The sequence below is a fragment of the Methylobacterium sp. J-043 genome, assembly GCF_022829505.1.
Lineage (GTDB): Bacteria > Pseudomonadota > Alphaproteobacteria > Rhizobiales > Beijerinckiaceae > Methylobacterium > Methylobacterium extorquens_A.
The window spans coordinates 272,021-293,290 of the sequence record NZ_JAKSYB010000058.1; the positions used below are offsets into that span (position 1 = coordinate 272,021).

The 21,270-nt window shown below is 68.3% G+C and carries 21 protein-coding genes; 12 read left to right on the forward strand and 9 right to left on the reverse strand.

The annotated features are described in order from the left end of the window. Positions 1-4 precede the first annotated feature (4 nt). The 7 genes from puhA to hemA are packed head-to-tail and all read left to right on the forward strand — an operon-like array spanning position 5 to position 5,442. Positions 5-778, forward strand: a complete 774-nt coding sequence (gene puhA, locus MKK50_RS16555) for a photosynthetic reaction center subunit H (RefSeq protein ID WP_499023869.1) — start codon at positions 5-7, stop codon at positions 776-778. Next, the gene (gene puhB, locus MKK50_RS16560; protein WP_499023871.1) at positions 775-1,467 is read left to right on the forward strand and encodes a photosynthetic complex putative assembly protein PuhB; all 693 of its coding nucleotides are present in this window, start codon (positions 775-777) and stop codon (positions 1,465-1,467) included. The genes puhA and puhB overlap by 4 nt, the downstream gene beginning before the upstream one ends. A gap of 15 nt (positions 1,468-1,482) precedes the next feature. Then, a complete protein-coding gene (gene puhC / locus MKK50_RS16565) occupies positions 1,483-1,953 on the forward strand; it encodes a photosynthetic complex assembly protein PuhC (RefSeq protein WP_499023875.1) in 471 nt (156 codons plus the stop codon). A 17-nt stretch (positions 1,954-1,970) separates the two neighbouring features. Beyond that, positions 1,971-2,267 carry an O2-dependent cyclase accessory protein gene (locus tag MKK50_RS16570; RefSeq protein WP_253373963.1) on the forward strand — a complete coding sequence of 99 codons (297 nt, stop codon included), beginning with the start codon at positions 1,971-1,973 and terminating at the stop codon, positions 2,265-2,267. Beyond that, positions 2,264-3,358, forward strand: coding sequence for a magnesium-protoporphyrin IX monomethyl ester (oxidative) cyclase (gene acsF, locus MKK50_RS16575; protein WP_499023876.1), 1,095 nt, complete (start codon positions 2,264-2,266; stop codon positions 3,356-3,358). The genes MKK50_RS16570 and acsF overlap by 4 nt, the downstream gene beginning before the upstream one ends. 1 nt (position 3,359) lies before the next feature. Beyond that, positions 3,360-4,169, forward strand: coding sequence for a putative photosynthetic complex assembly protein PuhE (puhE, locus tag MKK50_RS16580; protein WP_499023878.1), 810 nt, complete (start codon positions 3,360-3,362; stop codon positions 4,167-4,169). A gap of 55 nt (positions 4,170-4,224) precedes the next feature. Beyond that, positions 4,225-5,442 carry a 5-aminolevulinate synthase gene (gene hemA, locus MKK50_RS16585; RefSeq protein ID WP_499023880.1) on the forward strand — a complete coding sequence of 406 codons (1,218 nt, stop codon included), beginning with the start codon at positions 4,225-4,227 and terminating at the stop codon, positions 5,440-5,442. 17 nt (positions 5,443-5,459) lie between these two features. Here hemA and MKK50_RS16590 read toward each other — a convergent pair whose 3' ends face one another. The 3 genes from MKK50_RS16590 to clpS form a co-directional block, all read right to left on the reverse strand. After that, positions 5,460-5,732, reverse strand: a complete 273-nt coding sequence (locus MKK50_RS16590; RefSeq protein ID WP_499023882.1) for a hypothetical protein — start codon at positions 5,730-5,732, stop codon at positions 5,460-5,462. A 135-nt stretch (positions 5,733-5,867) separates the two neighbouring features. Continuing rightward, positions 5,868-8,351: an ATP-dependent Clp protease ATP-binding subunit ClpA gene (clpA, locus tag MKK50_RS16595; protein ID WP_499023884.1), complete on the reverse strand. Its 2,484-nt coding sequence runs from the start codon at positions 8,349-8,351 to the stop codon at positions 5,868-5,870. Positions 8,352-8,373: 22 nt separating this feature from the next. Then, complete coding sequence (gene clpS, locus MKK50_RS16600; RefSeq protein ID WP_499024091.1) at positions 8,374-8,769, reverse strand: ATP-dependent Clp protease adapter ClpS; 396 nt, start codon at positions 8,767-8,769, stop codon at positions 8,374-8,376. 446 nt (positions 8,770-9,215) lie between these two features. On the opposite strand from clpS, the gene MKK50_RS16605 reads away from it, so the two are divergent. Then, the gene (locus MKK50_RS16605) at positions 9,216-10,700 is read left to right on the forward strand and encodes a serine hydrolase (RefSeq protein WP_499023886.1); all 1,485 of its coding nucleotides are present in this window, start codon (positions 9,216-9,218) and stop codon (positions 10,698-10,700) included. Between the two features lie 127 nt (positions 10,701-10,827). On the opposite strand, the gene MKK50_RS16610 is transcribed toward MKK50_RS16605, so the two are convergent. After that, positions 10,828-11,538, reverse strand: a complete 711-nt coding sequence (locus MKK50_RS16610; RefSeq protein ID WP_499023887.1) for a J domain-containing protein — start codon at positions 11,536-11,538, stop codon at positions 10,828-10,830. Between the two features lie 153 nt (positions 11,539-11,691). Further along, positions 11,692-12,849 (reverse strand): S1C family serine protease, encoded by a 1,158-nt coding sequence (locus MKK50_RS16615; RefSeq protein WP_499023888.1) that lies wholly within the window; start codon positions 12,847-12,849, stop codon positions 11,692-11,694. 528 nt (positions 12,850-13,377) lie between these two features. On the opposite strand from MKK50_RS16615, the gene MKK50_RS16620 reads away from it, so the two are divergent. After that, positions 13,378-13,593, forward strand: coding sequence for a hypothetical protein (locus MKK50_RS16620; protein WP_003600916.1), 216 nt, complete (start codon positions 13,378-13,380; stop codon positions 13,591-13,593). Positions 13,594-13,704: 111 nt separating this feature from the next. On the opposite strand, the gene MKK50_RS16625 is transcribed toward MKK50_RS16620, so the two are convergent. Next, positions 13,705-14,634, reverse strand: a complete 930-nt coding sequence (locus MKK50_RS16625; protein WP_499023890.1) for a DUF817 domain-containing protein — start codon at positions 14,632-14,634, stop codon at positions 13,705-13,707. A gap of 115 nt (positions 14,635-14,749) precedes the next feature. On the opposite strand from MKK50_RS16625, the gene MKK50_RS16630 reads away from it, so the two are divergent. The 3 genes from MKK50_RS16630 (at position 14,750) to MKK50_RS16640 (ending at position 19,259) form a co-directional block, all read left to right on the forward strand. Continuing rightward, complete coding sequence (locus MKK50_RS16630) at positions 14,750-15,250, forward strand: Coa1/Tim21 domain-containing protein (RefSeq protein WP_499023892.1); 501 nt, start codon at positions 14,750-14,752, stop codon at positions 15,248-15,250. Positions 15,251-15,355: 105 nt separating this feature from the next. Beyond that, a complete protein-coding gene (gene scpA, locus MKK50_RS16635) occupies positions 15,356-17,521 on the forward strand; it encodes a methylmalonyl-CoA mutase (protein WP_499023894.1) in 2,166 nt (721 codons plus the stop codon). Positions 17,522-17,825: 304 nt separating this feature from the next. Beyond that, complete coding sequence (locus MKK50_RS16640) at positions 17,826-19,259, forward strand: mannose-1-phosphate guanylyltransferase/mannose-6-phosphate isomerase (RefSeq protein ID WP_499023897.1); 1,434 nt, start codon at positions 17,826-17,828, stop codon at positions 19,257-19,259. Here MKK50_RS16640 and glpD read toward each other — a convergent pair. From glpD to MKK50_RS16655, 3 genes are read right to left on the reverse strand one after another with little or no spacing between them, the layout of a single operon-like run. Further along, a complete protein-coding gene (gene glpD, locus MKK50_RS16645; protein ID WP_499023899.1) occupies positions 19,247-20,761 on the reverse strand; it encodes a glycerol-3-phosphate dehydrogenase in 1,515 nt (504 codons plus the stop codon). The genes MKK50_RS16640 and glpD overlap by 13 nt on opposite strands. Next, positions 20,758-21,066 (reverse strand): hypothetical protein, encoded by a 309-nt coding sequence (locus MKK50_RS16650; protein WP_499023901.1) that lies wholly within the window; start codon positions 21,064-21,066, stop codon positions 20,758-20,760. Before MKK50_RS16650 ends, glpD begins: the two co-directional genes overlap by 4 nt. Positions 21,067-21,074: 8 nt before the next feature. Then, positions 21,075-21,260, reverse strand: a complete 186-nt coding sequence (locus MKK50_RS16655; protein ID WP_253368309.1) for a hypothetical protein — start codon at positions 21,258-21,260, stop codon at positions 21,075-21,077. Positions 21,261-21,270: the final 10 nt, after the last annotated feature.

Sequence of the window (21,270 nt, forward strand, 5' to 3'; positions counted from 1 at the left end):
TGCCATGCCCAGAGGCGAGATCACCGGTTACATCGATGTCGCGCAGGTCACGCTCTACGCGTTCTGGATCTTCTTTGCGGGCCTCGTCTTCTACCTGCGCCGAGAGGATCGGCGTGAGGGCTACCCGCTCGAGAACGAGGCCGCCGGCCGGCTGAAGAGCCCGGACCCGATCCTCATCCCGTCGCCGAAGGCCTTCCACCTGTCGAGCGGCCACACGATGTACGCGCCGCAGGCCAACGTCGCCTACGACGCGAACGTGCCGAGTGCACGCCGCGAGGCCTTCCCCGGCGCCCCCTACTTCCGCACCGACACCTCGCTCCAGGCCGGCGTCGGACCCGGCTCCTGGGTGCCGCGCCACGACGAGCACGACCGGACCTGGGACAACGAGTATAGGATCGTCCCCTTACGCGTCGCCGACGCCTTCGTGGTCCACGAGGACGGGCCGAACCCGATCGGCATGCCGGTCTACGGCGTCGACCGGCAGATCGCCGGCACCGTCGTCGATCTCTGGCTCGATCGCGGCGAATCCTTCGTGCGCTACTACGAGGTCGAACTCGGCGCGGGCGGGCGCCGGGTGCTGATGCCGGTGACGTTCTGCACCACCGGCCGCTTCTCCCGCACGGTGAAGACCGAGGCGCTGCTGGCGGCACAGTTCGCCGATATCCCCGGAACCAAGGATCCCGACTCCGTCACCCTGCTCGAGGAGGAGCGGATCATGGCGTATTTCGGCGCCGGCACCCTCTACGCCTCGCCCGCTCGTGCGGAGCCGATCCTATGAGCGACTCTGACTTCCTGCCCGAAGGGACGCTGCGGGGTCTGCCCGGCCCGTTACCGCCGGGGGAGCGCATCCTGTGGCGCGGCGCCCCGAGCCTCTCCGGCGTGCTGCTGCGCGCTTTCCACGCCCGGCTCGTGATGGTGTGGTTCGCCGGCACCGCCACGGTGCTGGCCATCGGCGCCGCCGCGAGCGGGGGCCCGGCGCACGCTCTTACCGTCGCGGGTCCGACCCTGCTGATCGGCGTCGCGGCGCTCGGCCTGCTGAGTGTCCTCGCTTGGCTCGTCCACCGCACCACGGTCTACACGCTCACCGACCAGCGCATGGTGCTGCATGTCGGCATCGCCCTGCCGATCACCCTGAACCTGCCGCTCACCCGGATCGAATCGGCGGACCTGCGACTGTTTGCCGACGGCACCGGCGACATCCCCCTGCGCCTGCCGCCGGGCGAGCGGGTCGCCTACCTGCATCTCTGGCCGCATGCCCGGCCCTGGCGCGTGAGCCGGCCGGAGCCGATGCTGCGCTCGGTGCCCGAGGCCCGGAGCGTGGTGGCCCTGCTTGCGCCGGCGCTCGCGGCGCAGACCGAAGGTTCGGCCGAGGCGGCCGCCAGAGGGCCGGCACGCGCCGTGGAACCCGCCGCGACCGGACGCGCGAGTGCCGCCCCCGGCCGCCTCGCGACCGCCGGGGCCCGATAGCGGAGCGTGAGACCGATGCCCGTCGAGCTGAATTTTCGCCGCCCGCCGCAAAAGCCGCAATCCCAGCGGCCGGCGCTTATGGCCGTCGCAGCCCTGCTCACGGTGGCGATTCTTGCCGTCGTCCTCGGCCGCGGACGGGAGACGGGGCCGGAGGCACCGGCCGCCCACCCGGTTCAGACCCTGGCCTTCCACGCCGAGGACCAGCCGGACGGCGCCATCGACCTGCGCGAGGCCGGGGACGGAAAGCTGGTCGCCCGGATCGAGCCGGGGCAGGACGGCTTCATCCGCGGCACGCTGCGCGGGCTCGCCCAGGCCCGGCAGCGCGAGGGCCTGAGCCGCGAGCCGCCGTTCACCCTCACGCGATTCGACAACGGGACTTTGTCGTTGGAGGATGGGGCCACCGGGCGGCAAGTGCCGCTGCTGGCCTTCGGCCCTTCGAATGCGAAGGCCTTCGCCCGCCTGCTGCCCGGCACGGAGCTGCGGTGATGGGAGAGGGGGCGGACATGGCCTGGATCGGCAAGACGGTCGTCGAGGTGCCTTGCACCGTCGAGATCGAACAGACGCCGGAGAGCCTGCACGCGCACGTGACGCTGGATGGCGGGTTCGAGATCGAGCCCGGCGACGAGGTCCAGGTTCACGATGCGCCGACCGAGGTGCCCTATGGCGAGCGCATCACCGTTCGCCGCACCGCCACCGTGACCCGCGCGGGCCGGCTGGAGCGGGCCTGGACCAAGCTAATCGCCCATCTCGAGCTGACCGAGCTCTACGAGGTGAGCTTTTCCGAACGGAGGAAGCTGTGAACGCCAACGTCCAGCCCCAAGCCGCTGCGGGAGTGCCCCTCCCGCGCCAGCCGCTCAACGAATCGACGAAGAGCGCGCAACAGACGACGTTCCTGAGCCCGCGCTTCTACACCACCGATTTCGACGAGCTCGACCGCACCGATGTCGAGCCCGTGCGCCGCGAGTGGGACATCCTAATCGAGGAGCTGCGCTCGGACCCGAACAAGCGCCATTTCGTGCGCAACGAAGAGTTCGATTGCGACCTCGCCGACATGGACCCGGAGCTGCGCAAGGAGTTCCTCGACTTCCTCGTCTCCTCGATCACGGCCGAGTTCTCGGGCTGCGTGCTCTACGCGGAGATGCGCAAGCGCGCGAAGAACAAGGACATCAAGGAGCTGTTCGGCTTCATGAGCCGTGACGAGGCGCGGCATGCCGGTTTCATCAACGATACGCTGAAGGACTTCGGCGTCGGCGTCGATCTCGGCTTCCTGACGAAGGCGAAGAAGTACACCTTCTTCAAGCCGAAGTTCATCTTCTACGCTACCTATCTCTCGGAGAAGATCGGCTACGCCCGCTACATCACCATCTATCGCGAGCTGGAGCGGCATCCGGAACGGCGCATCCACCCGATCTTCAAGTGGTTCGAGAAGTGGTGTAACGACGAGTTCCGCCACGGCGAGGCGTTCGCGCTCCTCATGCGCGCCAACCCTCGGCTGACGACGGGCGTCAACCGCTATTGGATCCGCTTCTTCCTGCTGGCGGTGTTCGCGACGATGTATGTCCGTGACCATTGCCGCCCGGCCTTCCACAAGGCGCTCGGGGTTGATCCGACCGACTACGACTTCAAGGTTTTCCGGATTACGTCCGAGATCTCGAAGCAAACCTTCCCGATCACCCTCGACCTCGACGATCCGCGCTTCAAGGCGGGGCTCGACCGGCTCCTGGTCTGCGCCGACAAGATCGCTGCCGCCAAGGCGGAAGGGGGCCTGTCGGGGAAACTGAAGCACGGCGCCCAGACCGTGGTCGCGGCCGTGACCTTCGCGCGGCTCTACCTGCTGCCGGTCAAGCAGAACGCGATGCCCGCCGACATCCGCCTCGATCCGGTCTGGTAGCATGGGCGTCTACGCCGCTCCGGCGCTCTACGCCGTCCTGCTGTGGTGGTCGGCCACCGGGCTGGTGCTGGTGCTCCAGCACCTGCCGCGGCGGACGCACGCCCGCAGCATGGTCGCGGCGAGCGCCGTCCTGGCCGGTGCGCTCTGGACCATCCGCGCGGTCGCCGAGGACGACACGGAGACGGGCGCCTATCTCGGCTTCACCGCCGCGGTGGTCGTCTGGGGCTGGCAGGAGATGAGCTACTACATGGGCTTCGTCTCCGGCCCGAAGCCCGCCGCCTGCGCGCCGAACCTGCGCGGGTTCGACCGCTTCTTCGCGGCGCTCGCCACCAGCCTGTGGCACGAATTCGCGATCCTGATCGGCGGGCTCGCCATCCTCTGCCTCACCTGGGGGGAGGGGAACCGGGTCGCGCTCTGGACCTACGGCCTGCTCACGCTGATGAACGCCTCGGCACGGCTCAACCTATTCCTCGGCGTGCGCAACCTCCACGCCGAGTTCCTGCCGCCGCATCTCGGCTACCTCGCCTGCTACCTGAGCCGCCGGCCGATGAACCCGCTGTTTCCGCTCTCGGTGACGCTGGGCACCGCCGCGACGGTCCTGCTCGCCCGCGGCGCGCTCGGCGATGCGGCCGCGCCGCAGACGGTAACGGGCTTTGCCCTGCTCGCAACCCTCGCGGCGCTCGCCACCCTGGAGCACTGGTTCCTGATGCTGCCGCTGCCCTCGGCGGCGCTCTGGAACTGGAGCCTTCCCGGCCGTGCCGCACCCACGGCGGCCGAGATGCCCGAAACCCGGGCAGTACACCGCGAATGAGGTGAGGCGGACGCAAGATCCGCCCACCGGCATCATCTTCTTCGGGGAGGACGGCATGGATTACGAAGCGTTCTTCGGCAATGCGATCACCGGGCTCCACCGGGAAGGGCGCTACCGCGTCTTCACCGATCTGGAGCGGCAGGCGGGGCGTTTTCCCTACGCGACGCATCACAGCCCCGGCGGTGAACGCGAGGTCACCGTCTGGTGCTCGAACGACTATCTCGGCATGGGTCAGCACCCTTCGGTGCTGCGGGCGATGCACGAGGCGATCGAGCGATGCGGAGCCGGCGCGGGCGGCACCCGCAACATCTCCGGCACCAACCACTACCATGTGCTCTTGGAGCAGGAACTGGCCGACCTCCACGACAAGGAAGCGGCGCTGATCTTCTCGTCCGGCTACGTCTCGAACTGGGCGGCGCTCGGCACGCTCGCGTCGAAACTTCCAAATTGCGTCGTTTTCTCCGATGAGGGCAACCACGCCTCGATGATCGAGGGCATCCGTTCGAGCCGGGCCGAACGCCAGATCTTCCGCCACAACGATCCGGAAGATCTGAACCGCAAGCTCGGGCTGATCGAGCCCGGCCGGGCCAAGCTCGTTGCCTTCGAGTCGGTCTATTCCATGGATGGCGACATCGCCCCGATCGACGAGATCTGCGACGTGGCCGAGGCGCACGGGGCGCTCACCTATCTCGACGAGGTCCACGCGGTCGGCCTCTACGGCGCGCGGGGCGGCGGCATCTCGGAGCGGATGGGGCTCGCCCACCGACTCGACGTGATCGAGGGAACGCTGGGCAAGGCGTTCGCCGTCCATGGCGGCTACATCACTGGCTCGAACCAGCTCTGCGACTTCGTGCGCAGCTTCGCCTCGGGCTTCATCTTCACGACCTCGCTTCCGCCCGCGGTCGCCGCCGGCGCCGCAGCGAGCATCCGCCACCTCAAGGCCAGCACCGTGGAGCGGGCGCGGCATCAGGAGCGGGTGGCGCGGGTGCGGCAGGCGCTGGACGCAGCCGGCATCCCGACTTTGGCCAACCGCAGCCACATCGTGCCGGTGATGGTCTGCGACCCCGTGCTGTGCAAGGCGATCAGCGATGCCCTGCTCGACGAGTTCGGCATCTACGTGCAGCCGATCAACTATCCGACTGTGCCACGCGGGACAGAGCGCCTGCGCATCACGCCTTCGCCGCTGCATTCCAACGCCGACATCGACCACCTCGTGGATGCTCTCAGCACAATCTGGCGGCGGATCGGGTTGAGTAAGGCGGCGGCAGAGTAGAAGACAGGCGGGCCGCGCTACATCTTCTTCTCGAGCGCGGCCTTCACCTGCATGAGTTGATCCCACACCACACCGGGGCTGGTGCCCATCGCCTCAAGCACCGCGTTCACGCCCCAGAACAGGCCGAACACGATCACCGGCACCAGGATCCAGCCAAGGATCTCCTCGCCGCGGTGACGGGCCTTGCGGCGGCGGCGGCGTCTCTCGCGGGATGTCAGCGGCTTCGGCCGGGCCGGAGCCGGCTGTGGCGCGACAGGCGTGAGGGGACCCTCCTGCGCGTCGCTCGTCATGTGACCCCCATTGCTGGCCGATGCCGGGTTCTCCGACGGAGAACGGCGCCGCCCATATCCGGGAGCCGGCGCAGGAACGCAACCCGCGCCGGCTTCGAAGGTCGCTCACTCTTGCGGGTGAGCGACCCTGTGCCCTCAGACCTTGAGCGGCACCTTCGGCACGGTGCGGACAGAGCCGCCTCCGGAAGAACCGCCCCCGGACGGACCACCGTCACGCTTGGGTGTCTTCTTCCGCGGGGCCGAGCGCGGCTTAGAGCGCTTGCGCTTGGCTGCGTTGGCGACGTCCGTCTCGGGCTTGGGCGTGACGGGACCGGCGGGGAACTCGAAGGCGAGCTCGGCCTTGTCCTTGCCGTCCTCGGCTTCCGGCTTCTTCAGAACGACCTTGACGGCACCGCCGTCCTTGAGGCGGCCAAACAGCACCTCGTCGGCGAGCGGCGTCTTGATCGTGGACTGGATCAGACGGGCCATGGGGCGGGCGCCCATCGCGTCATCGTAGCCGTTCTCTACGAGCCAGTCGCGGGCCTCGTCCGAGAGCTCGATGGTGACGTTGCGGTCGGCGAGCTGCGCTTCGAGCTGGAGCACGAACTTGTCGACGACCTTGGCAACGACCTCCTTCGGCAGGTGGCCGAACGAGATGATCGCATCGAGGCGGTTGCGGAATTCCGGCGCGAATAGCCGGTTGATCGCCTCCACGTCGTCACCAGTGCGCTTCGTCTGCGTGAAGCCGTAGGCGGAGCGCGCCATGTCGGAGGCGCCCGCATTCGACGTCATGATGATGATGACGTTGCGGAAATCGACCTGCTTGCCGTTGTGGTCGGTCAGCTTGCCGTGATCCATCACCTGCAGGAGGATGTTGAACAGGTCCGGATGCGCCTTCTCGATCTCGTCGAGCAGGAGCACGCAGTGCGGGTGCTGGTCGATCCCGTCGGTGAGCAAGCCGCCCTGATCGAAGCCGACATAGCCAGGCGGCGCACCGATCAGCCGCGAGACAGTATGGCGCTCCATGTATTCCGACATGTCGAACCGCAGCATCTCGACGCCGAGCGAGGCCGCGAGCTGCTTGGCCGCTTCCGTCTTGCCGACGCCGGTCGGGCCGGCGAACAGATAGGAGCCGATCGGCTTGTCGGGATCGCGCAGGCCGGCGCGGGCCAGCTTGATCGCCGAGGTCAGCGCCTCGATGGCGTTGGTCTGGCCGTAGACGACCCGCTTCAGGTTCTCGGTGAGGTTCTTGAGAACCACCGCGTCGTCCTTCGACACGGTTTTGGGCGGGATGCGCGCCATCGTGGCGATGGTGGTCTCGATCTCCTTGACGCCGATGGTGCGCTTGCGGCGCGCCTCCGGCACCAGCATCTGCGATGCGCCAGTCTCGTCGATCACGTCGATCGCCTTGTCGGGCAGCTTGCGGTCGTTGATGTAGCGCGCCGACAGCTCCACCGCAGCCTTCACGGCCTCGGTGGTGTACTTGAGCTTGTGGAACTCCTCGAAATACGGCTTCAGGCCCTTGAGGATCTCGATCGTATCCGGGATCGACGGCTCGTTGACGTCGATCTTCTGGAACCGGCGCACGAGAGCGCGGTCCTTCTCAAAGTACTGACGGTACTCCTTGTAGGTGGTCGAGCCGATGCAGCGCAGCGCGCCGGAGGCAAGCGCCGGCTTCAGAAGGTTCGAGGCGTCCATCGCGCCGCCCGACGTGGCACCCGCACCGATCACGGTGTGGATCTCGTCGATGAACATGATGGCGTTGGGGTGCGCCTCGATTTCCTTCATCACCTGCTTGAGGCGCTCCTCGAAGTCGCCGCGGTAGCGGGTGCCGGCGAGCAGCGTGCCCATGTCGAGGGAGAAGACCGTGGCGTCGGCCAGGACTTCCGGCACCTCGTGCTGGATGATCTTGCGCGCAAGACCTTCGGCGATCGCGGTCTTGCCGACGCCGGGGTCGCCCACCAGCAGCGGGTTGTTCTTCTGGCGGCGGCAGAGCACCTGGATCGTGCGCTCGACCTCGGAATGGCGGCCGATCAGCGGGTCGATCTTGCCGTCCCGGGCCTTCTTGTTGAGGTTGACGCAGTAGGCGTCGAGCGCATCGCCCTTCTTCTTGGGCCGCGCTTCGGTTTCCTCGCCGCCGGGACGCTCGGACGCGGCCTCCTCCTCGGCACCGCGCACGGGCTTGGCCTCGGAGGCCCCCGGACGCTTGGCGATGCCGTGGCTGATGTAGTTCACCGCGTCGTAGCGGGTCATGTCCTGCTCTTGCAGGAAGTAGGCGGCGTGGCTCTCACGCTCGGCGAAGATTGCGACGAGCACGTTGGCCCCGGTCACCTCCTCGCGGCCCGAGGACTGTACGTGGATCACCGCGCGTTGGATCACGCGCTGGAAGCCGGCGGTCGGCTTGGCGTCCTGGCGCCCGTCGCCCGTGAGGTTCGAGAGTTCGGTGTCGACGTACTCGACGAGATTTCGGCGCAGCACGTCGATCTCGACGTTGCAGGCCCGCATCACCGCGGCGGCATCCTGATCGTCAACAAGGGCGAGCAGAAGATGTTCGAGGGTCGCGTATTCGTGGCGGCGCTCTCCGGCCAGGGCCAGGGCGCGGTGGAGGGCTTGCTCGAGGCTACGTGAGAAGCTGGGCAATGCTCTGGCCTTCGCTGGATGCCTATTTCTTTTCCATAACGCACTGAAGCGGATGTTGGTGCTTGCGGGCGAAATCCATCACCTGCGTCACTTTCGTTTCCGCGACCTCGTAGGTGAACACGCCGCACTCCCCCACACCATTGTGGTGGACGTGCATCATGATCCGGTAGGCGTCGTCGTGGTTCTTGTTGAAGAACCGCTCCAGGATGTGCACGACGAATTCCTGAGGCGTGTAGTCGTCGTTGAGCAGCAGCACGCGGTACAGGCTCGGCCGCTTCGCCCGCGGTTTAGTGCGGGTGATGATGGCGGTGCCCGAACGGTCGTCGTCGCCGGGGCTGCGCGGGGTCGAGGCCGCACGCACCGGAACCCGCCCCCGACCCGCCTCCTGCACGTTGTCCTGGATCAGCTTAGAATACATCTGAATCGAAGCGACCTTGGTCTGGCAGCCTTCGGCGCCGGTGTCCCAGTGAGGGACGCGGCACTCGACAGGCAATCTATAGGCCGATCAGCGACTGCGCCAGTGAGGTGCGTGAAACTGTCCGCCGCGATTGAACGCGCGGATGAGCACGTGGATGGTCGCACGCCCACGCGCACGCACCGGCGCAGCCTGCTGTTGGCTCCGAAGACGAAACGCCGCATGGCGGACCGGAAGTTGCCCTGACCGGACGCGCCGGGCCGGACTCGTCAACATCGGCTTAACCCCTGTGGCGAAAGGACGATCTCGCACACGCATCGCCCGGCATTAACGGCCGCGTAACCGCGTTCATCCTACCGTCTTCGACAGAGATTGCGGACCCGATGGCGGCGTCCGTGAAGGGTGCCAGCCGGGCTTGAACGTCCGACTGTCGAGGCGAAGGTTTCGAGATGCGTCGCGTAGAAGGCCGGCCCACCACGGGGTCCCGCGCTGTCGCCGTGCTGCTCCTGGCGACGAGTTTTCTCGTCGCGGTGGCCGACCCGGCCGAGGCAAAACGCCGAGGCCACGCCCGCAAGGCGGTGAGCGGGTACAACCCGCCCTACGCTGCCATGGTCGTGGACGTGAAGTCGGGCCGCACGCTGCACGCGGTCAACGAGGACGCCCTGCGCCACCCGGCCTCGATCACCAAGGTGATGACCCTCTACATGCTGTTCGAGCAGCTCGAGAAGGGCCGCTACGACCTCGATTCGCCGCTCTCGATCTCGGCCAACGCCGCCGCCCAGGCTCCGTCGAAACTGGGCCTGCGCCCCGGCTCGACCGTCACCGTCGAGGAGGCGATCAAGGCGCTCGTCACCAAGTCAGCCAACGATGTCGCCTGCGCCATCGGCGAGAACATCGCCGGCTCCGAGCCGCGCTTTGCCGAGATGATGACGCGCAAGGCCAAGGCGCTCGGCATGAGCCGCACGCACTACGCCAACGCCTCCGGCCTGCCCGACCCCGATCAGATCACCACGGCCCACGACCTCACCCTGCTGGCCCGCGCGATCCAGGATCGCTTCCCGCGCTACTACCGCTACTTCCAGACCCGCTCCTTCGCCTTCCGTGGCCGGACCATCGGCAACCACAACCGCCTGCTCGGCAATGTCGAGGGCGTAGACGGCATCAAGACCGGCTACACCCGCGATTCCGGCTTCAACCTGATGACCGCGGCCAAGCTCGGCGACCGGCAGATCGTCGCGATCGTGCTCGGCGGCAAATCGGGCGCGAGCCGCGACCGGATCATGGCCGATCTCGTCCGCGCCAACCTGCCCCGCGCCTTTGCCGGCAGCCGCCAGACGTCGCCCGTGTTCGAGGTCGCCGAGCGCGGCCGCCCGGCGGTCGTCGCCGAGGCCGATTCCCGCACCCGCACCGTCCTCGCCTCGGCGGATGACGACGAGATCGAGACGACGAGTTCCACCAGCAACGCCCCGCTCGACATCCGCCCGGCCACCACGACGCCGGGATCGCGCCGCGCCGCCCTCCAGGCGCTGCCGGGCGCCGCCCAGGCCTATGCCGGCTCGGCGGCCCAGGCGCCGTTCCCCGGAGCGGCCGGTAAGTCGACCGCCCGCCTGCCTGCGGTCGAAGGCGTCGCCTCCCGCGCCGAGGGCCCGCCGAAGGATGCCCGCGGCGACAGCGCGCGGCCCGTCACGCCGAGCCCCTGGGTGATCCAGCTCGGCGCCATGGACGACGAGGACAAGGCGAAGTCGATCCTCGCCGACGCCCGCAGCCGCACCGGCATGCTCTCCAAGGCCGCGCCCTACACCGTGCGCGTCACCCATGGCGGCACCACGCTGTTCCGCGCCCGCTTCTCGGGATTTGCCGAGCAGAGCACCGCGCAGGATGCCTGCGCCGCGCTGAAGAAGAACGGTTTCAACTGCTTCGCGACCCGGAGCTGATCGTCTCCGACAACCATCCTCGGTGCGGCTGCCGGCGCGTTCGGCCGGCAGCCGCCCGATGACAGGGGCCGCGACACGCGGCGTCTACGTTTTTCGACACATCGACCCTGACAACGCGCGTGGAGTTCTAGCGATGTCGGTTCACAAGTCTGTCACGCGCCGCGTTCACGCGCGCCGCACGCTCGACGCTGCCGCCCTGGTCGGGATGCAGCCGCTTCATCAACGCCCGATGAGCCGCGCGGACGTCTTCCAGGGACGCCCCGCGCTCAAGCCCCAGGACCTGATAGGCCTCCTCCTCCGTCATCGACCCTGGCTTCGCCGGGCCGCCCGGCCGCGGGTCTCGGTTGCCATCAGCGTCTACACGCCAGCCGGGCTGCCAGCGGTCGAGATACGCCTCTAGCCCACGGGCGCCCTCGGGATCGTTGGCACGTAGCAGCGCGGCAAGCTCGACCAGCGCCTCCGGCGGCACCGCCGACAGGCGACGGCCGGCGAAGGGCCCGACGAGAACGGTCCCGTCCGTCGGCTCGCCATCGGCGCGAAGGTCGAACTCAACGGCGGCCGTCCGCACTTGCCGTGGCTCCCCTTGCCGCGGCTCCCGCTGCCCGCGCCACGCGCGGACCCGCCGGATCACGCCCGCCTCGCCCTCCGTCAGCCACACGCCTCCTGCGCCGAGCAGAAAGGCCAGGACGAAGCTCCCTTTGAGCGACAGTGCGAAGGCCGCTGCCAGCAGGGCGTAGCCGGCGAGCAGGCGCGGCGTCAGGCCGAAGGGCAAGCGCCCGTTGCGGCGGCCGAGCCACCAGAATCCGATGAGCGCCAGAAGGCCGAGGGCGATGAGCATCCCGCGGTCATCGGCCGGTTCGGCGCGCGGGTAAAGCGCTCGTCCGGCGCAGGGCGGGGTAATCGCTTGAAGCGATCACCCTGGATTCCTTCCGGCCTCAAGCGCCGGCGGACGCCTCCGCGGCGTCAGGCTGTCGCTCCGCGCGGAGCGGAATTACAACCGCGTCTGCGCCACGTCAGCGGTGTTCACCCGTACCGTCCGCACTCGGCCGTCGCGCTCCACCAGCAGGCTCACTGGGCGGTCGAGGCCCGCTTCCTCGACCACGGCGGTCAGGTCCGACAAGCGGTGGACCGGGCGGCCGTTGGCGCCGACGATGACGTCGCCGATCGTGCCGCTGCGGGGATCGACGCCGCGCAAGCCGGCCTGCGCCGCGGGCGAGCCGGGGAGCACCCGCAGCACCACGACGCCGTCGATGCCGAGCCGGGCGGCGGTCGCCTCCTGGCCGGCGATGATGCCGATGCCGGGATTGCGCACCCGCCCGTTCTTGATGAGGTCCGGCACCACCCGGTTGACGACATCGACGGGCACCGCGAAACCGATGCCGGCGCTGGCGCCCGAGGGCGAGAAGATCGCCGTGTTGACGCCGATCAGGCGCCCGGCAGAATCGAGCAACGGCCCGCCGGAATTGCCCGGATTGATCGCCGCATCGGTCTGGATGACGCCCGACAGTTCCCGGCCCTCCTGCGTCGGCAGGCGCCGCTGGAGCGCGCTGATGACCCCGGTGGTAAGGGTGTGGTCGAGGCCGAACGGGTTGCCGATGGCGAAGGCCGATTGCCCGACCTTGAGGTCGGCCGAGGTTCCGACAGCGAGCGGCGGGGGCATCTTGGCGACACGGCCGAGTTGGAGCACGGCGAGATCGTAGCTCGGGGCGGTGCCGACGACCCGCGCCCCGACCACTTCGCCCGAGGCGAGCCGAACGGAGATCGAGCCGCCGCCCTTCGTCGCGGCCTCGACGACGTGATTGTTGGTCACGACATGGCCCGCCGCATCCCAGACGAAGCCGGTGCCGGTCTGCGTGCCGGAGCCCTGCTGCTGCTCGCCACCGCCCGGCCCTTGGCCGAACTCGTCGTCCGGCTCCATCAGCGAGCGCCCCTGCGCCGCCGCCTGGGCGAAGACGTGGACGACGGAGGGCGCGGCGCGGGCGAACAGATCGACGGTGGTCTTCTCCGCCGCCGAGAGGTCGCCGCGGGCGGCCACTGAGCGCGGTGCGTCCGCCGAATACAGGAAGGCGAGGATGTAGGGCTGCGCCACGAAGGCGATCAGCAGGCCCAGCGTCACGCCCAAGGCGATGCGCACGAAACGATCCGGCACGACAACCTCAGCCCTTGCTCAGCCCTTGCCCAACCATGAACCCAGCGACCCGCGCCGCGTCGGCGGTACGGGCCCCGTTCAGGTTCTCTCCACCAAACTCATAAGAGTCGGGTCCGACGCGCCGCCGAGCGCGCGAGTCCGGTGATTGAGACTTAGCTGTGTCCGGTGTGGCGTCCCGTCAACAAATCCCCGCTTTCCTACACAGCGAAGGTGGGTGCGGCACCGCACCGAGGAATGCCCCCACGAAGAGTAACCAATTGCATACTGTTTCATACGCAGTGTCGTCCTACTGATGAGAAGGCATCGGTGGGTGGGTCTGGACCAATTCTTGGCGAAACCAAGGCAAGGTTCAGGTGAGGAACTGCGACGAAACGGTGGTCGATTGGTCATCGAGCACTCGAATTGATCGCAAAGCCGCCCCAGAGATGCTTCGATCGCCCTAGAACTTTCAGCATACCGGCCCAGCGGCGCCCGCCGCCGCCGCGATCCTTTCGCGAACGGGCCCGGTTCGAACAGGAAGAGCAAGAGATGGAAACCGAAGCTCTCGAACGTCCTGCCGACCTGACGATCTGGCGCACCCTGCCGGCCTCGTCTCCCCTGGCCCAGCCCGAGCGCTACGACACCCTGCGCGAGGCTCTCCTCGCCGCGAAAGGCGCCCTCGGCGACCCCTCGAAGCAGCCCTGGATCATCACCGAAGAGGGTGAGATCCTCTCCCCGAACTGGATCCGCACCTACGTCAACTGATCGCGGCCTTGATGCGCCTTCCGACGAAGCGGGAACCGGTTCGTCGAAAGAATGCGTGTCACAACAAGGGCCTAGAGATGCCGGCCTGATGCAATGGGGTCGGATACGGCTCTAGCGCGCGGGTCGCGGCTCAGCCGGATCGGCGGGCCGCGCGGGTGCCGCCTCGGGGCAAGGCTCCGGCCGGCTCACCAGCGTGACCAGCACGTAGGACACGATCATCAGCAGGAACCACGAGCCGAGCTTGGCCGCCGAGACCGGCGACCAGCCGGCCGCCTGGTTTGGGTAGAGCCAGACGCGGCTTGCCGTGCCGATGTTCTCGGCCAGCCAGATGAAGAGCGACACGAGAACGAAGCCGAGCAGCAGCGGCATTGGCCGATGCACGTGCCAGACCTTGAAGTGCACGACCGTGCCCCCGAACAGCACGCCGGTCGCAATGAACAGCATCGCGCGTAGGTCGGCCACGTAATGGTGGCTGAAGAAGTTGAGGTAGATCGCGCCTGCCAGCGGCAGCGTGAAGGCCAGCGGCGGATGCCGGGTGAAGCGGAAGTCGAACAGGCGCCAGACGCGGGCGATGTAGGAGCCGATGCTGGCATACATGAAGCCGGTGAACAGCGGCACGCCCATGATCTTCAGCAGGCTCGCCTCCGGGTAGATCCATGAGCCGACGCCTGTCTTGAAGATCTCCATCGCCGTCCCGACGACGTGGTAGAGCGCGATGACCTTGGCCTCCTCCCAGGTCTCCATGCCGAGCGCCAGCAGCGCGACTTGGATCAGCACCGCCGCGAGCGTCAGGAAATCGTAGCGCGAGAGCGGCGCGTCGGCCGGGTAGAACAGGTGCGTGCCGATGAGCAGTGCGCAGATCAAGCCGCCGAACAGGCAGGCCCAGCCCTGCTTCACCCCGAACCTGACGAACTCGTAGGCGAAGGCCGGCAAACGGCCGATGGCCTGGGCGCGCTCGCCGAGCCGACTCTCGGCCGCGACGAAGCCCGCCAGGAACGGCCAGTTCCGTGCCGCACTCGGTGCCCTTCGCCCCGTCGCCATTCCGTTCGAACCTCCGCCGTGCGCTCAGCACGACCCGAGCCGCGGAAAGCGGCGGTTTGACGGTCACGCTCGCCTCAGCCCACACTCGGCGCGGCAAGCGCAGCGGGGAGGGGGCGTGCAGGCGAACGCGGTGGAGGATCGGGCACCCGCCCGGCGGCGGATGGAACGCGAACTGCGCCGGCTCGAAGCGCTCATGGCGCGCAAGCGCTTTCGCAGGCGGAGCTTGCGGGCTCTACGCGGATCGGCCGGCGCAGCGGCGACCTTCGGCGCTCTCCTGAAAGTGAAGCTGGTCGGGACGCTGGCGGGCAAGGCGGCCATCGCCGTCCTCATCGGGCTCGGCCTCGCGTGGCCGGCGCTGGTGATCGGCGTCATCGGCGTGGTCGGCCTTGTGCTGGCGGTGATCAGCCTTTTCTCGGGAGAGGGCGGTCCCCACGGCTTCGACCCCGACTGCGCCTGCGACTGCACCCGCAAGGAAAAGCGGGCCGAACGGCTCAAGGCTCTGATCGCGCAGCGACGGGCGTGGCTCGCCGCGCCGTCGGGGCCGGCGCCGAGCGTGCGCTGGGATGCGCGTGGCCGTCATCACGTGACAGGAAACCGGCGCAAGCGCGGCCGCTGAGCCAAGCCTTCTGGACAGTAGCCGCGTTTGGTGGCTTGCCTATAATGCTCAAAAAAAATCACCGTCTCCGCCGACGCCGAGACTGACGCCAGGAACAGACGCACGATGAGCTCCCGCATCCCCGATTTCGCCTCCGTCGCCTATGCGGCCGACGGCTTCAAGGCGCCGCCGCCGCCGGCCGGGGAGCCGTGGATGACGCCCGAGGGCATTCCGGTGAAGGGTTTTTACGGCCCTGAGGACCGCGAGAGCTGCGAGGGGATCGACTCGTTCCCCGGCCTGCCGCCCTACCTGCGCGGGCCCTATCCGGCGATGTACGTCACCCAGCCCTGGACGATCCGGCAATATGCCGGCTTCTCCACGGCCGAGGATTCGAACGCCTTCTATCGGCGCAACTTGGCCGCGGGCCAGAAGGGCCTCTCGGTCGCTTTCGATCTCGCGACGCACCGCGGCTACGATTCGGACCACCCGCGTGTCTCGGGCGATGTCGGCATGGCGGGTGTCGCGATCGACTCGATCTACGACATGCGCACGCTGTTCTCCGGCATTCCGCTCGACGAGATGACGGTGTCGATGACGATGAACGGCGCGGTGCTGCCCGTGCTCGCCCTCTACATCGTCGCGGCCGAGGAGCAGGGCGTGCCGCCGGAAAAGCTCGCCGGCACGATCCAGAACGACATCCTCAAGGAATTCATGGTCCGCAACACCTACATCTATCCCCCCAAGGGATCGATGCGGATCATCTCGGACATCTTCGGCTACACCTCGAAGAACATGCCGAAGTTCAACTCGATCTCGATCTCCGGCTACCACATGCAGGAAGCCGGGGCGACGCAGGATCTCGAACTCGCCTACACGCTCGCCGACGGCGTCGAGTACATCAAGGCCGGCCTCGCGGCGGGCCTGACCATCGACCAGTTCGCCCCGCGCCTGTCGTTCTTCTGGGCGATCGGGATGAACTTCTTCATGGAGATCGCCAAGATGCGGGCCGCGCGCCTGATCTGGGCCAAGCTCGTCAAGGAGTTCGAGCCGAAGAGCGACAAGTCGCTGCCCCTGCGCACCCACTCGCAGACGAGCGGCTGGTCGCTGACGGCGCAGGACGTGTTCAACAACGTCACCCGCACCTGCATCGAGGCGATGGCGGCGACGCAAGGCGGGACGCAATCGCTCCACACCAACGCGCTCGACGAGGCTTTGGCGCTGCCGACCGACTTCTCGGCCCGCATCGCCCGCAACACCCAGCTCTTCCTGCAGCAGGAGAGCGGCACGACGCGGATCATCGATCCGTGGGGCGGCTCCTACTATGTCGAGCGGCTGACCCGGGACATCGCCGACCGCGCCTGGGAGCATATCCGCGAGGTAGAAAGCCTCGGCGGCATGGCCAAAGCCATCGAGGCCGGCATCCCGAAGCTGCGCATCGAGGAGGCGGCGGCGCGCGCGCAGGCGCGGATCGATTCCGGGCGCCAGACGATCGTGGGTATCAACAAGTACAAGCCCGACGACGAGATGAAGATCGACCTGCTGCGCGTCGACAACGCCGACGTGCGCGCCAAGCAGATCGACAAGCTCAAGCGCCTGCGGGCCGAGCGCAACCAGGCCGACGTCGATGCGGCTTTGGCCGCCCTGACGAAGGCCGCGGACGGCGAGGGCAACCTGCTCGAACTGGCGGTGAACGCGGCGCGGGCCAAGGCCACGGTCGGCGAGATCTCGGAGGCGCTGGAGAAGGCTTGGGGCCGTCACCGCGCCGAGATCCGCTCGATCTCGGGCGTCTACAAGCGGGAGGTAGGCGGCATGTCGCCGGTGGTGGAAAAGGTCCGCGGCCTCGTCGAGGCCTTCGAGGAGAATGACGGGCGCCGCCCGCGCATCCTGGTCGCCAAGATGGGCCAGGACGGGCACGACCGCGGCCAGAAGGTGATCGCCTCGGCCTTCGCCGATCTCGGCTTCGACGTCGATATCGGGCCGCTCTTCGCCACGCCCGACGAGGCGGCACGCCAAGCAGTCGAGAACGACGTGCACATCGTCGGCGTCTCCTCGCTGGCGGCAGGCCACCTGACGCTAGTGCCGGAACTCAAGGCCGCCCTGAAGCAGGAGGGCCGCGACGACGTGATGATCGTGGTCGGCGGCGTGATCCCGCCGGGCGATTACGACGCCCTCTACGCCGCGGGCGCCTCGGCGATCTTCCCGCCGGGCACCGTGATCGCGGAAGCGGCGGTGAAGCTGCTCGGCGAACTCAATCAGCGCCTCGGCTACGGCGAGCGGCAGGCGGCCGAGTAGCGTTTCGGAAAGGCCAGGCGGAGGCTGAGCCCCCGCCGCTCCCTATCCGAGTTTCGAGCGCATCGTCCCGAAAGGTCGCCTCCGGCTTTCGGTATGATGCAAAAACAAGGGGCGAAAGCATCGTCCTGGATCCGATATCCACGACGATGCTTTCGAGAATTTACCTGAATCGTGGGCCGCACGGCCCGCATCGTGGTGGCGTGCGGGTGGATCGGCTAAGACGGCAGGGTCAATTTTCGCGCCCGCCGCTCCCGCACCTTCGTTAGACCGGCTGGCGCCTCTCGATCCGCGACGGGGCTGGGCGATGGCCGAGGCAGACCACGAAAAAATTCTGCCCGTGATCCTGTGCGGCGGCTCGGGCACGCGGTTGTGGCCGGCCTCGCGCGAGAGCATGCCGAAGCAGTTCACGCCGCTGGTCGATCCCGCAACCTCGACCTTCCAGGCCACCGTCCGCCGCGTCGCCGACCAGGCCGTGTTCGCCCGGCCGACGGTCATCGCCTCGGCCGAGTCCCGCTTCATCGTCGCCGAGCAACTCGCGCAGAGCCGCATCAGCGCCGACATCCTGCTCGAACCCGAGCGACGCGACTCTGCCGCCGCGGTGGCGGTGGCCGCGCTGCATGGGGCGCGGCGCGGGCTGGAGACGGTGGTGCTGGTGATGGCCGCCGACCATGTGATCGAAGACGCCGCCGCCTTCGCGCGCGCCGCGCAGGAAGCCGCCCGCGGCGCCCGCCTCGGCCAGATCATGACGCTGGGCATCACCCCGACCCGGCCCGCGACCGAGTACGGCTACATCCGCACCGGCGGCGCGCTTCCCGACGCGCCGGGCCTTCACAGGGTCGAGCGCTTCGTCGAGAAGCCGGATTCGGCCGGCGCCGAGCGCCTGATCTCGGAGGGCGCCCTGTGGAACTCGGGCTACTTCCTGTTCCGCGCCGACGTGATGATCGCCGAGCTGGAAGCGCACGCGCCTGAGGTGCTGGAAGCCGCCCGCGGCGCGCTCGCCAACGCCGCCACGGATCTCGATTTCGTGCGCCTCCAGGCCGAGTCCTTCGCGCGGGCGCCTAAAACCTCGATCGATTACGCGGTGATGGAGCGAACCACCCGCGCGGGCGTGCTCGCGGTCTCCTTCGCGTGGTCGGATGTCGGCACCTGGGACGCGGTGTGGCAGGTGCTGGAGCGTGACGCCCAGGGCAACGCTGTCCGCGGCCGGGTCGAGCTGGTGGAGACCACGGGCAGCCTCGTGCACAGCGAGGGCGATGGGCTCACCACGGTGGTTGGACTCGACGACGTGGTGGTGGTCGCGACCCCCGACGCGGTGCTGGTCGCAGCTAAGGCGAAATCGGGCAAGGTCAAGGATCTCGTCACCGTCCTGCGCGAGAAGGCCCACCCGGAGGCGGATGCCCACCGCCGGATGTACCGCCCCTGGGGCTGGTATCAGCGCATCGATATCGGAGAACGCTTCCAAGTGAAGCGCATCATGGTCACGCCGGGCGGGCGGCTCTCGCTGCAGAAGCACTTCCACCGGGCCGAACACTGGGTGGTGGTGAAGGGCACGGCCGAGGTGACGCTGAACGATTCGATCGTCCTCGTGCATGAGAACGAGGCGGTTTACCTGCCGATCGGCTCCATGCACCGGCTGACCAATCCCGGCAAGATCCCGCTCGAACTGATCGAGGTGCAGGTTGGCTCCTACACGGGCGAGGACGACATCATCCGAGTCGAGGACGTCTACGGGCGCTGAGCGCCGGGATCGGCCGATTGGGCGGCAAGGGTGCGCCCGAGTCGGGCGACATCCGCCCGGCCGATCCTGAGCCCGAGCTTCGAGCGCCGCCACAGGACGTCGTCGGACGTGCGGGCCCATTCGTACTGCACGAGGTAATCGACCTCGCGCGCGCTGAGATCGCCGCCGAAGGTCTCGCCGAGATCGGACAGTGCGCGTGCATCGCCGAGCAGTTGCTCCACGCGGGTGCCATAGGCGCGGGCGAGCCGGCGGGCGGTCGCCTCCGGGAGGAAGGGACGCTCTGCCACCAGCCTCGCCAGGAACCTCTCGAAATCCGCGCCGTCCATGTCACCGCCGGGCAGGGGGGCGGTCCCGGTCCAGGCCGGCTTCAGGCCGGGCAGGTGCGGCCCCAGCCGGTCGAGGGCGTGCTCGGCGAGCCGCCGATAGGTCGTGATCTTGCCGCCGAACACGGACAGGACCGGAGGACCGTCGGTGTCGAGTTCGAGCACGTAGTCGCGGGTGACCGCCGAAGCGTTGGCCGCCGCGTCGTCGTAGAGCGGCCTGAGCCCCGAAAAGCTCCAGACCACGTCGTCCGGGCCGATTTGTCGCTCGAACGAGCGGTTGATGCAGGCGCAGAGATAGCGCGTCTCCTCGGCAGAGATGCTGACCGGTCCGGGGCCGCCCTCATGTGCCACATCGGTGGTGCCGATCAGGGTGAAGTCGCGCTCGTAGGGGATGGCGAAGACGATGCGCCGATCCGGTTGCTGCAGGATATACGCCTGATCGCCCTCGTAGAGGCGCCGGACGACGATGTGGCTCCCCTTGACGAGGCGCACCTTGGGCCGAGCTTCCACGGAGAGCGTTCGCAGCAGGGTCTCGCCGACCCACGGACCGGCGGCGTTCACGACGGCCCGCGCGCCCACGCTCTCCCGCCGCCGCCTGTCGGAATCGTAGAGGGTGACGGCCCAAGCGTTGGCCTCGCGGCGGGCGGATTCGACGGCGGTCCGGGTGCGGACCTGCGCGCCGCGCTCGGCGGCGTCGAGCGCATTCAGAACGACGAGGCGGCTGTCCTCGACCCAGCAATCGGAATAGGCGAAGCCCCGCGTCAGCCGCTTTTGAAGCGGCGCGCCGGCCGTATCGCGATCCAGGCGCAGCGATGCAGAACCGGGCAGCGTTTTGAGGCGGGTAAGATGATCGTAGAGGAAGAGCCCGAGCCGCAGCATCCAGGCTGGCCGTAGCCCCGCATCGTAGGGCAGGACGAAGCGCAAGGGCCAGACGATGTGGGGTGCGAGCCGCATCAACCGCTCACGCTCGGCCAGCGCCTCGCGCACGAGCCTGAACTCGTACTGTTCGAGGTAGCGCAGGCCGCCATGGATCAGTTTGGTCGAGGCCGACGAGGTGTACTCGGCCAGATCGCCCCGCTCGCACAACAGGACGCGCAGGCCCCGTCCGGCCGCATCACGGGCGATCCCGGCACCGTTGATGCCGCCGCCGATGACGAGGAGGTCGAAGGGTTCGCTCACCGCCCGCCCAGACCGCTGAGACCGAGGCTGACGACGATCCCGATCAGCACGGCGGCCCCGAGGCAACGCCGCCACGGATTGACCCCGCGGAGGATCTCATCGACCGCCCAGACGGTGAGACCCAGGAGCGCGACGATGCGGAGGCCCGCGAAGACCGGAGTCGGCAGGCCGGGCATCACCGCCGCGAGCAGCCATTCCAGGGCCGAGGCTACAGCGAAGATCCAGAGCGGTCCGTTCGGCCACTGGCCGATCACGACGGCGCCGCTGCGCCGGTCGCGGAAGAACCAGTCGAAGGCCCGGCGCAAACGCGGCCTCAGATCGCGCTCGTGCCTCGGGCGGCCCGGATCGGCTCGCAGATCTTCGGACTGATCTGGTCGAGATGCGGACATGCATTGGTCTCGTACCAGCCCCGCAGTTCGGGCTGGTTCGGTGCGACGTACATCGCCGTCAGCACGAAGCCGCCTGCAAGCACGATCAAGAGCAGGAGAAGGTTGCGCACGGGACGTCTC